Here is a 14,995-nt window from a genome sequence, read left to right on the forward strand (position 1 = left end):
AATGTGCGATAAATTGTTTATATTCTATATTTAATTTTTAGATTATTAATCCCTTAGCTTAAAAAAATAATATAATGAAAGAAGCAGATGAAGCTCCAAAAGATAGTCATGTTATAACTAATCCTGAGGTACAGCTAGAGGTAGATTCCATGGTGGAAGAATATGAGATTGAACTTCGGAAGGAGTTGGATTTATCGAAATCAAAAACCTATAAGGAAATTGAGAGAAGGAAAAAGACTTTTCGAGAGCGTTTGATTGAAAATGAGCTTAGTGATATTAGAAGAAGTGTTAACGATATACAAGATGAGGAGAGATATATAATTGGTAAGAATTTTTGGTTGAGCATAATAATCACCTTTTTGGTAATTATTTTTGCTGTAGTCTCTGGTGATGAGCTTAAAAATGTGGCTGAAGATATTTCTCAGTTTATTGCTCATTATCTTAGTTGGTTCTACGTATTGTTAGCCTCGTCATTTTTAATATTTTTAATTTATTTAGCTTTTAGTAGGTTTGGGAGTGTTGTTTTGGGACCTCCGGATCAACGTCCTGAGTTTTCTAATTTTTCCTGGTATTCGATGTTGTTCTCTGCAGGAATGGGCGTAGGGATATTGTATTATGGAACAGCGGAGCCAATGCATCATTTTTTAAAACCACCATTAGAAGATCCTGGAAGCATTCAAGCAGCAAAGGAAGCAATTTCTTATACTGCATTTCATTGGGGATTTCATGCATGGGGGATTTACACTATTTGTGCTTTGGGAACTGCTTATTATGGATTCAGAAAACGTAAAAAATATCTAATTTCTTCAAGCGTAGTTAATTTTACTTCTAATAAAAAAGCACAAAAAAGAATTAAATCTTTTATAGATCTCGTTTCTATTCTAGCTGTAATTTTTGGTGTAGGAGCCTCTCTTGGTCTTGGAGTGATACAAATTAGTGAAGGAATGGACTATGTATTTGATTGGGATACTTCAAATTTATTTGGCTATGCCTGTATTACTATTTTTATAACATTGGTTTTTATAATATCCTCTTCAACTGGTTTGGATAAAGGGATTAAAATACTATCAAATCTAAATATGCTTGTTGCTATCGCGTTACTTTTATTTGTTTTCTTTGCGGGGTCAACCTTGTTTGATTTAAAAGTATTTGTAGATTCTATTGGTCAATATTTGCACAAACTCCCAGAATATAGCTTTAAAGTAGATCCTTATGAACCAGAATACGAAAGCTGGATGGGAGACTGGACCCTTACTTACTTTACTTGGTGGATCTCTTGGTCGCCATTTGTTGGAATCTTTATTGCCCGTATTTCAAAAGGAAGAACTATTAGGGAACTTATTTTGGGTTGTCTACTAATTCCAGCATTGTTTAGTATTTTTTGGTTTTCAGTTTTTGGAGGAAATGCAATCCAAATGGAGCTTTTTGGAGATGTATCTATCGGCCCACAAATTCTTGATAATGTAAGCTTAGGTACTTTCCTGCTTTTTGAGCAGCTGCCATTGTCTAATGTAACTTCTTTTATAGCTTTAATCTTGTTATTTACATTCTTGGTAACATCAGCAGATTCTGCAACCTATGTTATCAGTATGATGGCTTCGGAAGGAGATTTAGATCCTAAGTTGCGTTTAAAAATTACTTGGGGAATTGTACTTTGTATGCTGTGTATCATTTTACTTGCTGGTGGTGGATTAAAAGCTTTGCAGGCATCAACGTTAATCTTTGCATTTCCGTTTTCTATTGTTTTAGTAATGATTGCAAGGTCACTTTATTTCCGATTGTCAATTCAAGTGAAAAAGAAAAGATCTTAGTTTTATAGATATAACTTTTAAAGAATAATTGAAATAAAAAACGCCGTCTAAACATGATTTAGACGGCGTTTTAATATTTATAAGAAAAGTTTACTACTGATTCATAGTCATTAAAAACTCTTCATTGTTTTTTGTCATTTTAATACGTTGCTCCATAAATTCCATAGCTTCAACAGGATTCATATCAGAAAGGTATTTACGCATAATCCAAATACGTTTTATAGCCGTTTCATCTAATAAAAGATCATCACGTCTTGTAGAAGAAGAAATAAGGTCTATTGCAGGGAAAATACGTTTGTTAGCAATACGTCTGTCTAATTGTAGTTCCATGTTACCAGTTCCTTTGAATTCTTCAAAAATAACTTCGTCCATTTTAGAACCTGTATCAGTAAGAGCAGTTGCTATAATTGTAAGCGATCCTCCGCCTTCAATATTTCTTGCAGCACCAAAGAAACGTTTTGGTTTATGTAATGCATTGGCATCTACACCTCCACTAAGTACTTTACCACTTGCAGGTTGCACAGTATTGTAAGCTCTTGCCAAACGAGTAATTGAATCTAATAGGATAACTACATCATGACCACATTCTACCAAACGTTTTGCTTTCTCTAAAACGATGTTAGCTACTTTTACGTGTCTGTCAGCAGGCTCATCAAAAGTAGAAGCAATAACTTCTCCACGTACATGGCGTTGCATATCTGTAACCTCTTCAGGACGTTCATCAATTAAAAGTATCAATTGGTAAACTTCAGGATGGTTTGCAGCGATTGCATTTGCAATGTCTTTAAGTAACATTGTTTTACCAGTTTTAGGCTGAGAAACAATCATTCCACGTTGTCCTTTTCCAATAGGAGAGAACAAATCTACAATACGTGTAGATAATGTGCTTTGTCTTTCTGCTAGTCTAAATTTTTCTGTAGGGAATAATGGAGTTAAGTGTTCAAAAGAAACACGGTCTCTTACTACCTGCGGACTTAAACCATTAATAAGGTTGACTTTTATAAGAGGGAAATATTTTTCACCTTCTTTAGGAGGTCTAACAGTTCCTTTTACAGTATCACCAGTTTTTAGTCCAAATAAACGAATTTGAGATTGCGAAACATAGATATCATCAGGAGAAGAAAGGTAGTTGTAATCACTACTTCTTAAAAATCCATATCCATCTTGCATAATATCTAAAACACCCTCACTCTCAACGATTCCGTCAAATTCAAAATCAGGATCTCTGTATCGGTTTTTCTTCTCTTTGTCAAAATTGTCTTTATCCTGAGGAGTAGAACCTTTTTTACGAGGATGAGGTTGGTTATTACGTGGTGATGTATTGTTATTAGAATCCTTACGTTGTTTAGGATTCTTGTTGTCGTTATTATTGTTGTTGTTTTTTGCAGCAACAGGTTGCTTTCTAGGAGCTTCTCTTTTTGGAGCAGCTTTCTTTTCAGCAGGGTTATTATTCTGATTCTTTGGAGTGTTTTCTGTTTTATCAGCAGCAGCTTTTGGCTCTTGTGCTTTTACAGGTTCGCTTTTAGAATCTTTATTTGTAGTGATAGGCTCCTTTTTAGGAGTTCTTGTTCTTTTTCTTGGGGAAGGTTTAGATGCAGTTTTTTTAGTTTCCTCTTTTACATTCTCGGCTTTTGCCTTCTCTATTGCTACTGCTTCTGGACTTGCTGCTTGTACATCTAAGATTTGATATACTAAATCGTTCTTTTTTAAAGATTTGTATTTAGGAATACCTGCCGTTTTGGCGATCTCATGTAATTCAGCAAGTTTTTTTGCTTTTAAATCTGAAATTTCAAACATTGATTAAATAAATAAATTATTATTGGTTTGAGGTGAAAAATGATTTTTTTCTTGAAAATAATTATAGAAGTGTTAATTGGAACGCAGTAAAGTACTCGTTTCGAATTGACTACGCAATATTACAAATTTATTTTAATAAACAAGCACATTTTTTCGAAAAGAACGTTATTTTTGTCACAACAAAACAAGAAAAACGTGTTACAACGTATACAAAGTATATATTTACTTATCGTAGTTATAATCAGTGGGGTATTACCTTTCTGGGCATATTTATGGACAGACGTAAATGGCGAAGCTGTTTATGCAGATAGCGATATTTTATATTCTGCTTTATTTGCAATATCTGCAGTTTTAGCTTTTGTAGCTATCTTCTTGTACAAGAAAAGAAAAAATCAATTTGTTTTGAACAGATTGAACATGATATTAAATCTTTTTTTACTAGGATTTTTCGTTTATCGATCTCTAGTCTTATCCGGAGAAATTAACGTTTCAGAGAAGGGTATTGGGATGCTTCTCCCTATTATTTCTATCGTTTTTTTAGTGTTAGCCAATAGGGCTATAAAAAAGGACGAAGATCTCGTAAAATCAGTTGATCGATTACGGTAAACCTAACATCTTAGTGTATTAGTGCGTAAGCCCGGGTGAAGATCCGGGCTTTTTTATGTTTACTATTTAGCATTATCCAGATGTAATTGCTGCTACTCACCACGTTAATAGGTGTCTTCACAACATTAAATTCCTACCCTATCATGAAATCAATAAATTCGCAGTGATTAAAGAAATAAACTCCCCCAAGATTTATGTTATTTGAGAAACCGTTTAATAGCTCACACTCCTTTATTAAAGAGATTGTTACAGTTTTTTTTATTACTGGTGTTTTAGCGGCTGCTTATAGTTTTATAAAAATTAATCAAGAGCGTGAAGAAACATTTATAAGTACAGCTCCTCCAGATACTGATAACGACGGAATAACAGATGATATCGATGAAGATGATGATAATGATGGAATTCCAGATTTATTAGAAGATGAATGCGAGTTTTCAGGAACTTTTGGCACTCCTTCAGCGTCTGTAAAATCTGGAAATGCTGTAAGTGCAATTTATTCTGATTACGATGGGTTTTGGAGTTCTAAAACTACATCTTTAAATCCTACAGCCTTCGATAATCATTCAACTTTATTAGCTTTTGAAGCACAAGGTATTACATATGCTACAGGTGCAGGAGTAGGAAATAGTATGATGATAGATGGTGATAATAATGGTAAGTTTGACGGAATAGATACCGATGTAGATGGAAATGCAGATGTTAATCTAGAGGAAACTACATGGTTAGCTTTACAGCCAGTAACAAGAATTACTACTGGTATCCGTTTGGAAGCACGCGCTTTAGACGGAAATGTAAATGATGCTAAAGGTCCGCTTTTAACTTCAGGGAATACACCTTTTAATCCATACTTATACGAAGGTGAAAGAGGGCTCGATATGGCATATACAATTGCTAATATTGGAAATAGTTGGTCTTTTCGTCTCGGAGGGAGTGCAGAAGACGCATATAATGATGGTATTATGGATATTCTATTAACACAAGGAGCAAAATTAACAAGTGGCTCCAATTATAACCGACTTAATTTATTGGATGCTAATGGAAATTATCTTGGGGATGGAGTGGAAGTAGTGTGGAATGACATTCCTGTTGTTGGAGAATCTATAGTAGATCAATATAATCCAAACGATAGTAAGCATGCTGCAAACGAACGTAAGGGTTTACGCTTTGCAGCTGTAGAATTGTCTGAATTCAATCTTGATTCAGAAGAGATTAGTAAGGCTGTTGCATTTAGATTGGAGATTTCAAGTGGAGCAGATCCTATCTTTTTTGCAGTGAATGAAGGTAGTTTTACTCCAGGTTGTATTTCTGTAGATACCGATGGAGATGGGATTGCTAATAGTTTAGATTTGGATAGTGATAATGATGGGATTTATGATGCTGTAGAAGCGGGTCACGGTAAGAATATTAATGCTGAAGGAAGAGTAACTGGAAATGTTGGTACAGATGGTATTCCAGATAATGTGCAAGCAGCAGGCCAGTTTAATAGTGGGAATATCAATTACAATGTAGCTGATTCTAACGGAGACAATATATTTAATTATATGACGATTGATAGTGATTCTGATGGTTGTAGTGATGTTTTAGAAGCTGGTTTTTCTGATGCTGATGCCGATGGTGTTATAGGGACTGGAGCTATTTCTATAAATTCTCACGGAGTAGTTATAGGTAGCGGAGGTTATGCAACTCCTTTAGATAAAGATGTCGATGGGAATCAAGATTATACTGTTGCTAGTGGTCCGCCTTCTATTTCTGTACAGCCAAAAAACGCAGTCTTATTTGATGGTTATGCTTCTAATATTACGATCTCTGCTGATGATGTAACGGCTTATCAATGGCAATTAAGCACAGATGGAGGTATCCATTTTATTGATTTAACTAATGATGATTCTTATGTAGGAGTAACTTCCGAAACGTTAACTATAAAAAAGGCTGATTTTTCTATGGAAGGTTATATCTATAAAGTGATTTTAGAAAATGCTGGATATGTATGTGAGCCTTATATTACTTCTTCTGAAGCAGTTGTGAAAGTGAGGGTTAAAACTGTAATTAGTAATAGGAATCAAACTTATAGGGTAAATACTAAAAAGCCTTAATTCCTATTAACTAAAAACTGTAGTCTGTTATTTTTAACTACTTATATTCTGATACGAAATGTAATTTTACATTCGGATATTTCTGTTGCGTCATTTGTATGGAGAAAGAAGAATCTGCTAAAAATACAAGTTGTCCTTGTTTATCTTTAGCTAAGAATTTCTGTTTTACACGTTTAAACTCTTTAAATTCCTCACTTTTAGGATCTGCAGGCTCCACCCAGCAAGCTTTATGTACAGGAAGGTTTTCATATGTACATTTAGCACCATATTCATGCTCAAGACGGTATTGAATAACTTCATATTGTAAAGCTCCTACAGTACCAATAACCTTTCTGTTATTTATTTCTAAGGTGAATAGCTGTGCAACACCTTCATCCATTAATTGATTCACTCCTTTATCAAGTTGCTTAGCCTTCATAGGGTCAGCATTATTAATGTAACGGAAATGTTCAGGAGAGAAACTAGGAACCCCTTTAAAGTTTAATATTTCCCCTTGTGTTAAGGTATCTCCAATTTTAAAGTTTCCGGTATCATGAAGACCTACAATATCTCCAGCATAAGAGATGTCTACAATTTCTTTCTTTTCAGCAAAAAAAGCATTTGGACTCGAGAATTTTAATTTTTTATTATTGCGAACATGTAAGTATGGAGTGTTACGCTCAAAAGTACCAGATACAATTTTTATAAAAGCGAGTCGGTCTCTGTGTTTCGGGTCCATATTGGCATGTATTTTAAATACAAAACCAGAAAATTCTTTTTCGTTTGGATCAACGAGGCGCTCTTCTGCTTTCTTTGCTAATGGAGTAGGGGCAATATCAACAAAGCAATCCAATAGTTCTCTTACACCAAAGTTGTTCAATGCAGAACCAAAAAATACAGGTTGTAAGTCTCCCTCTAGATATTCATCACGATTAAAGTCAGGATAAACTTCGTAAACTAATTCTAAATTTTCACGAAGGTCTTTTGCAGGTTTCTCACCAATTATTTTTTCAAGCTCAGTATTATTAACATCATCAAAAGCGATAGTTTCTTCAATGTTCTTTTTGCTGTCCCCACTAAAAAGGTTGATATTTTTTTCCCAAACGTTATAGATCCCTTTAAAGTCGTATCCCATTCCTATTGGAAAACTTAGAGGCGTAACACGAAGATTAAGCTTTTGTTCTACTTCATCTAAAAGATCGAAAGCATCTTTCCCTTCCCTGTCTAATTTGTTTATAAAAACAATCATAGGGATGTTTCTCATGCGGCAAACTTGAACTAATTTCTCCGTTTGCTCCTCGACACCTTTTGCAACGTCGATAACAACAATAACACTATCAACAGCGGTAAGAGTTCTAAAAGTATCCTCAGCAAAGTCCTTGTGCCCAGGAGTATCTAGTATATTTATTTTTTTATTCTGATAATTAAATGCTAATACGGATGTGGCAACAGAGATCCCTCTTTGTCTTTCAATCTCCATAAAGTCACTGGTAGCACCTTTTTTAATTTTATTACTTTTTACAGCACCCGCCTCTTGGATAGCACCTCCAAAAAGGAGTAGTTTTTCCGTTAATGTAGTTTTACCGGCATCTGGGTGGGAAATAATTCCAAAAGTCCTTCTTCTTTTAATCTCGTCTTCTAAATGCATGCTTACCTTTTTTAAGGACTGCAAAAATAAATTATTCTGTAACAAGCGACACTATGAATATAAATAATTTATAAAAAGTTAAAAATATGAGCTAAAACGTTTAATTATAAAGGGAAAATATAAGTTTTTTTAACCTTTATGCACTTTATCGATAGTTTATTGTCGTATGTCTTTTTTTTAGGTGACAAGAATTTATACTTGATACATTTGCGAAGTGTTAACTTTATTTTAACATTATTTATTAGACCAAATCTTAATGAATTGATTTTACCCTTATAAATCAATTTTAACCTATTAGATGTATTACCTATGCTAAGGATATTCACATTCCTTAATTTTTATTTTGAAAAAACATTCTTTTTTGAAAAAGGGATGTTGGTTTTTGTGTTAGTAATGTTCTTTTACAATGTTAATGCTCAAAAGGCGATTACCAATATAAATGCGTCTTATGTTAATGTTACTAACGCTGCTACAAACTATCAGATAAATGGTAATGGTTCTCATGGAAATTATTCATCAGGAACTAGTTATAATCTTGAATTCGGTAGAATAGATAATGCCCAAAATAATTACGAATTAAGTAAAACCGCTTCTTTTGTTGCGGATGGAAAAACTTATGATGCCGCTTTTTTAGTTGATAAATTTTTTGTGAGGCGTAATGGGACTGCTAACGGAACGGCAAGTGGGAATAAAAAGCGACAAATTCTGTGGTTTGAGAAAGAGTCTTCCGGAAATAGTGGTGCGAACAGAAGGTTGAGGCCTACATATGCTGGTAGTATAGAAGAGTCTTTTAGAAGTTTACGTTTAAATATTGGTTCTGATAATACATTTGTTAACTATACTGGATCCGGCAGTGCGCAGGTAAATAATATAGAGAGATTTGATTATATAAATTCAGAAGGTATTTCTACGAGTACACCTCAAAATGCTGGTTTTGCAGTCTTTGAAAGAAACGGAAATGATCCTTTTAAGATAGCAGCTGTCTTATCAATTGATGAAAATGGAAACCCATTAACTTTTGGAGCACTTAAACAGATAGCTAATAATGCGTATGGAAGTTATAGTGTTCATAATACAGAATATGTAATTTTTCAGAAACAAGATAATGATACATTTCTAAAGCCTGCAGAAGATGGAGGTCCTCAAAAAATTTCAGGAGTTTTTATAAGTTTAAGTGATTTGGGAGTTGCTGCTAATAAGGTGTTTTATGGTTATGTTATCCTTCCAAATGATGCTATTAGTACAGATTACACAAAGAATCCTACCAATACAAACTCATCCGATGGAGGGATGGATGCCTATCCTGGGGGTGGTTTTTATGATAGCGATGGAGGTTTGCAACAAGTAAATGCTAATAGTGATATTGATAACGATGGAGTTCCTAATACAAGCGACTCAGATGATGATAATGATGGGATTCCAGACATTGATGAAGGATTAAATTGTGGGACTTCTAATTTAAAGGGGAATAAAACATCCAATGTAAATTACGGAAAAGACGCACTTACGGCTATAGCTGAATATGAAAGTGTGTCGGTAGATGTTACATCTACTGTAAGTAATAGTAATGATTCAAAACCTTTTAGGTTTGAAAATAATATTGCTGGTAATGCAGAAGGTTTACTATTAAATACAACCAATACAAATTTTGATAATGCCCCAAGTACTCATACTTTTCAATTTAATCAAGCTATAACAAACTTAGAAATCGACTTAGGAGATATTGATGAGAATGATATTATAGAAGTCAAGGCCTTTAATGGTGTAAATAGATTAAAGTTGAGTGCTAGTAATTTTATTATTCCTGCTACTAATATTACTTACGATGGAGCAGCTACCGTTTATGCCAATTCTAAATCAGTTGCTAAAACAGCTAGCACAAATAATGTAACGCTCAGAATAGGAATCCCAATAGACAAATTAATATTTAGAGTAGGTAAAAATGTTACCACTAGTAATCTCGAAGTTTCATTTAGTAATATTAAATATTGTATTGCTACAGATACAGACCAAGACGGCGTTTTTGATTATTTAGATTTAGATAGTGATAATGATGGGATTTATGATGCTGTAGAAGCGGGTCATGGTGTTGCACACTATAAAGGGCGTTTGTCTGGAGCTGTAGGGAATGATGGTATTGCGGATGCTCTTCAAGATTCGGCAAATGCGGGCACTATTAATTATACTATACTAAATAGTTTTTTGTCAACAAAACAAGATTATATAAACATAGATAGTGATAACGATGGTTGCAGTGATGTATTGGAAGCTGGATTTACTCAGAATGCATATAAACCAGGAACCTTATCGGGAAATACAATAAATAAAGAAGGTACTATCGGAGGAAATATTGATGGCTATACAATCCCTCAAGATTTAAATGCTAATAATTTTTACGATTATAGAGAAAATACACCAACTCCAATAATAACTATGCAGCCCAATAGTAAAACAGCTTTTGCTGGAGATACTACTTCTTTTGAAGTAACAGGAACTGATATTGATAATTATCAATGGCAAGTTTTTAATGGAGCTGATTGGATTGATTTGGTGAATGGGTCTGTATATTCTGGTGTGCATACTAAAAAGCTGAATGTCAAAGTGAATAGTAAAATAAATAAAACATATTATAGAGTGTTAGTCACAAATACTACTAGTGTTTGTGGAGATTTAATTTCTGATGAGGTTGTATTATCAGTGAAAACGAAAACGGTAATTACTAATAGAAATCTAACATACAGAGTTAATAATTAAACAGCTGTCTTAAGATTGCATTTTATCGATTTTATAACACGAATTAACAAATTAATGAAATGAATACTATGCATGCATAGTATGTTTGTGTAAGAATAATTTATTAACAAAAAATTAAGAAAACTGAGTACACCTATCTTGCGTAGGTATTTAAAATAAAGGATTGGATTTTAATGAAGCATTTTTACTTAACAATATTATTATTAGCTTTTTTTCTACCTACTGTTTCGGTTGGTCAGACTACTAATGATTTAAGTATTACAAAGATTAATAAGAATTCTTTTAATAATGTAGGTGATATAATTACTTATGATATTGTAGTAAGTAATAGTGGATCTCAAGTACTCAATGATGTTACTGTGTTAGATCCATTAACCAGTTTGGATGAAAAAATCACTTTAAACGCTAATCAAAGTCGAACTTTTACTCAGAATTATACAGTAACTCAAAAAGACATTGATTTAGGATATGTTAAAAGTACTGCAAGTGCCGTTTATGGGAGTATAGAAGTTCAATCAGGTTCAGGTAAGAAGTTAGAGTTCTATATTTATCCAATAGAAGTAGTCGTTTCAAGTACAGGGAGTTGTGTAGATGGCTACAATTATAAATTTAAATTGGCATATGATATCAAAGGTGAAGGAGCTGCAGATTTAAATAATTTTTTTGGTACTATGGGGTGTACTACAGTTGAAGATGATTATAGAATTCAATCAGGTGATGGGTTAAAAGGGACAACACTCACTTTTGGTAAAAATTATCATAAAGGTTGTGACACCATTACCCTAGAGAGTTTAGGTTGTACTAATTTGAAGATAACCTTAAATGGTAATGATATCCCTAGTCAGACCTATGAAGTTGACTTAAGCAACAATGATAAGTTCACGGTAAAAAAATCGGATAATACGGTTTATAAAGGTCAAGTGGTAAACAATCCTTCAACTATCACAGCTAATAATGCGGATGGAAACGATGCTTATTGTCCAGGAACTACTGTTCCAATTGCAAAAGATGTAGTAATTACAGATAACGGAGGTGGAAATTTACTTTCCGCAGCATTCATTCAAGTTTCAGTTAATTATAAGCAAGGAGATATTTTAAGTTTTACAAATACTTCTAAGATTAAAGGGACCTTTAATTCTTCAGAAGGGAAAATGAGTTTAAAAGGAGAAGCTACTTTTGCAGAGTATAAAGCGGCAATAGAATCTATTAGATTTAGTTCTTCTGCATCTTTTGTTGATGGATTAGGTAGAGGTTTTTCTATTGTTTTGAATGAAGCAAATTATTTAGAATCTACAGGGCATTATTATGAATATGTTCCTAATGTAAAGATACGGTGGGATAACGCAAAAGCTGCTGCAGAGAATAGAACTTTTTATGGGTTAAAAGGGTATTTAGCAACTATTACGGGGCCAGAGGAAGCAGCGCTTTTAGGAAAACAAGCCCCAGGAGCGGGATGGATTGGAGCTAGTGATGTTGAAGAGGAAGGAGTTTGGCGTTGGGTAACAGGACCAGAGAATGGTCAACAGTTTTGGCAAGGTGGAACGCCTGCTAATGGAGGTAAAGTGATTACTGGAAAGTATGCTAATTGGAATGATAAGGAGCCCAATGACCAGAATAATGAGGATTATGCACATATAACCGCTCCAGGAGTCGGCCCAAGAGGATCTTGGAATGACTTGCCAATAGCAGGAACTTCAGGGAATTATGAGCCAAAAGGATATTTAGTAGAATATGGGGGGATGCTAGGAGATCCTGTTCCTCCTAAAGTCTCAGCAACAACTTCATTAACGTTAGAAAAAGTAAAGCCAACAGCCAGTATTCCAGCTACTATTACAGCAAAATGTAAAGCGCCAAGTCCAAATATTGATTTAGTTATTGATGAGGCAGATAATTGTACAAAAAATCCTATAGTAGCCTTTGTTTCTGATGATAATACAGATGCGAATAAAGTATTGAGAACATATAGTATTACTGATGCTTCAGGGAATATAACAAACGTAGTGCAAACAATAAATATAATAACACCTACGGTAGATGCAGGAGAGATGCAGACAATTTGTAATGGAGACTCCGTAACCTTAACATCTACGATTAGTAATGGTACAGCACCTTACATATATGAATGGAAAACTGGAGGAAATGTTGTAGGAACCACTGCTAATATTACAACGGTGCCTGTTGGAGAAAAGGACAATAACTTAAATATAGATTATACAGTTACGGTTACCGACGCAGCAGGTTGCACTTTTACTGATGATGTTAGAGTACGAGTAAAATTTGTTCCAGAGGCCACTGCTACAACTAATAGTGCTAGCTGTGGGGAAGATAACGGAAGTATTACTTTTAATTTTCCAAATAAGGACAATAGAAGTAGTATTCAATTTAGTCTCGATGGAGGAAATACATATAATACAACCCCAGATGATAGCGGATCAATTACATATACTGACTTAAAAACAGGTTCTTACAACTTATGGGCGCGATGGGGTAATGGAGAATGCGCTATTGAGTTAGGGGACTATAATATAGAAAGGAAACCAGAGGTCGCTATTACAGATCAACCTAAAGATCAGAAAATATTTGTAAATCAAGATGCAGAATTTTCCGTAAGCATAGATAATGCCGATACGTTTCAATGGCAGGTAAGTAAAGATGGAGGCATAAACTTCATTGATATTAATGATGGATCAGAATATAGTGGAGTAAATACAAAAGTATTGACAATAGTTAGTACAGATATAGATAAAAACAATTATCAATATCGGTTGGTATCAGTTGACAGTATGAACGGATGTGCTCCTATAGATTCTCATGCGGCAATATTAAATGTAGGTGTCCGAACAGTAATTACAAATAGAAATCAAACATACCGAGTCAATAAAAACTAAAGTAGTTGGTCTATGAAAATTACAGTTAATCGACCACACAACAGCATAGGCCTATTACACATCATTTTATTTTTTAAAACACTGTATAACAGTAGTTTTGTTAGGTGAAATGATGAGGTTGAAAACAAAATAAACTTAATTCAAAACTCATAAAAATGATATTAATCTACTCCTACATAAATAGGGAACACGTATTGAAAATCTAATAATTTCAATACTGACCTAGTATATACATACACCTAAGATATATCAAACAAAATTGAATGTTGTTTATACAGCAGAAGGGAACTGTTGTCTAAATTTTTAAATAATTATTGCTAAGAAATTTTTAAAAGAATGAAAAACGGAATTTTAATTATAGTGTTGCTTATTTCCGGTTTAGCGTTTTCACAAACACCAATAACTGTAAAGCTTGAAAATCAATGTAACTGTCAAGTTCTTAATGGAACAGATGTTACTGATCCTGGTGACGTCAACAATCCAGCAGACGTAGGGGATATTTATATAAATACAGACTCAGGATTATTGTTTTTCTGGGATGGAGATTCTTGGGAGTTGACTTCTGGACATACTGTTAAAAGTATGACGTTTGCTATAAATAAGGACAACAGAACTCTTGAGTTAATAGATATTAATAGCGGTGAAATTTTGGAGGTATCGTTAGATGATATTAAAGATGAGGTGAATACCGATAATCAGAATTTAGCAAATGTATTAGGAGAGGGAGCAGATGCAGGAGATGTTGAAATCACGGGGTTATTAGACCCTACGGAAGCTCAAAGTGCTGCTACAAGAAATTATGTAGATAGTGCAATAGCAACGAGTGCTGCGGATGGTACAGAGACAAAATTGATAAATGGAACAACGACGACAGTTACTGGAGATGGAAAAGATGGTTCTGCGTATAAAGTGGAAGTTGCAGATGAGTCAATTACTTCAACTGAGATTAAAAATGGAACCGTTGCTAATGAAGATTTAGCAGATAATGCTGTTCAGACAAAAAATATATTAGATGGAAATGTAACTACAACAAAGATAGCAGCAGGATCTAGTGGTCAGGTATTGGTAACGGATAATTCAGGAGCTGTTGTTTGGATAGATCAAACAGCATTTACTTCTATCGCTGACCAATCAACAATTACTGGAGTAGGAACAACTGCAGATCCATTTAAAGTAGAAGACTTATCAATTGTAACATCTAAATTAGCATCAGATGCAGTAACCAATGCACAGTTGGCAGATAATGCTGTTCAGACAGAAAATATATTAGATGGAACTATCGTAGCAGCAGATTTAGCTAATAAATCAGTAACGGCATTGAAGTTAGATGCCACAGGCGCTACTGCTGGTCAGGTTGCTATGGTTAATAGCGATGAGACAGTGAGTTATTCAAGTTTAGATGAAACAAGTATAACAAGT

Annotated in this window: 8 protein-coding genes; 6 read left to right on the forward strand and 2 right to left on the reverse strand. The window is 34.1% G+C overall.

Annotation, left to right across the window (positions count from 1 at the left end; all coding sequences use genetic code 11):
- Positions 1-74: 74 nt before the first annotated feature.
- Positions 75-1,811 carry a BCCT family transporter gene (locus ACN0TY_RS05650; protein WP_417443682.1) on the forward strand — a complete coding sequence of 579 codons (1,737 nt, stop codon included), beginning with the start codon at positions 75-77 and terminating at the stop codon, positions 1,809-1,811.
- Between the two features lie 93 nt (positions 1,812-1,904).
- Here ACN0TY_RS05650 and rho read toward each other — a convergent pair whose 3' ends face one another.
- Positions 1,905-3,608 (reverse strand): transcription termination factor Rho, encoded by a 1,704-nt coding sequence (gene rho / locus ACN0TY_RS05655; RefSeq protein WP_236958041.1) that lies wholly within the window; start codon positions 3,606-3,608, stop codon positions 1,905-1,907.
- 195 nt (positions 3,609-3,803) lie between these two features.
- On the opposite strand from rho, the gene ACN0TY_RS05660 reads away from it, so the two are divergent.
- Both ACN0TY_RS05660 and ACN0TY_RS05665 read left to right on the forward strand, forming a co-directional pair.
- On the forward strand, positions 3,804-4,214 hold the full coding sequence (locus ACN0TY_RS05660) for a DUF4293 domain-containing protein (RefSeq protein ID WP_417443702.1): 411 nt from the start codon (positions 3,804-3,806) through the stop codon (positions 4,212-4,214).
- 194 nt (positions 4,215-4,408) lie between these two features.
- Positions 4,409-6,307: a hypothetical protein gene (locus tag ACN0TY_RS05665; protein WP_417443683.1), complete on the forward strand. Its 1,899-nt coding sequence runs from the start codon at positions 4,409-4,411 to the stop codon at positions 6,305-6,307.
- Positions 6,308-6,344: 37 nt separating this feature from the next.
- On the opposite strand, the gene ACN0TY_RS05670 is transcribed toward ACN0TY_RS05665, so the two are convergent.
- Positions 6,345-7,934 (reverse strand): peptide chain release factor 3, encoded by a 1,590-nt coding sequence (locus ACN0TY_RS05670; RefSeq protein WP_417443684.1) that lies wholly within the window; start codon positions 7,932-7,934, stop codon positions 6,345-6,347.
- 309 nt (positions 7,935-8,243) lie between these two features.
- Here ACN0TY_RS05670 and ACN0TY_RS05675 point away from each other — a divergent pair, with 309 nt between their 5' ends.
- The 3 genes from ACN0TY_RS05675 to ACN0TY_RS05685 all read left to right on the forward strand — a co-directional run.
- A complete protein-coding gene (locus ACN0TY_RS05675) occupies positions 8,244-10,688 on the forward strand; it encodes a hypothetical protein (RefSeq protein WP_417443685.1) in 2,445 nt (814 codons plus the stop codon).
- 173 nt (positions 10,689-10,861) lie between these two features.
- Entirely contained in the window at positions 10,862-13,576 is a 2,715-nt protein-coding gene (locus ACN0TY_RS05680) for a hypothetical protein (protein ID WP_417443686.1), read from the forward strand.
- A 336-nt stretch (positions 13,577-13,912) separates the two neighbouring features.
- Positions 13,913-14,995: hypothetical protein (locus ACN0TY_RS05685; protein WP_417443687.1), on the forward strand; the 1,083-nt coding region annotated here is incomplete at its 3' end.

The sequence above is a fragment of the Joostella sp. genome (assembly GCF_048266025.1).
Classification (GTDB): domain Bacteria; phylum Bacteroidota; class Bacteroidia; order Flavobacteriales; family Flavobacteriaceae; genus Galbibacter; species Galbibacter atrarenae.

Excerpts from the sequence above, each read along its gene's own strand:
- ACN0TY_RS05650 (WP_417443682.1), top strand. The coding sequence starts at position 75 with ATGAAAGAAGCAGATGAAGCTCCAAAAGATAGTCATGTTATAACTAAT.
- rho (WP_236958041.1), bottom strand. The coding sequence starts at position 3,608 with ATGTTTGAAATTTCAGATTTAAAAGCAAAAAAACTTGCTGAATTACAT.
- ACN0TY_RS05665 (WP_417443683.1), top strand. The coding sequence starts at position 4,409 with ATGTTATTTGAGAAACCGTTTAATAGCTCACACTCCTTTATTAAAGAG.
- ACN0TY_RS05670 (WP_417443684.1), bottom strand. The coding sequence starts at position 7,934 with ATGCATTTAGAAGACGAGATTAAAAGAAGAAGGACTTTTGGAATTATT.
- ACN0TY_RS05675 (WP_417443685.1), top strand. The coding sequence starts at position 8,244 with ATGCTAAGGATATTCACATTCCTTAATTTTTATTTTGAAAAAACATTC.
- ACN0TY_RS05680 (WP_417443686.1), top strand. The coding sequence starts at position 10,862 with ATGAAGCATTTTTACTTAACAATATTATTATTAGCTTTTTTTCTACCT.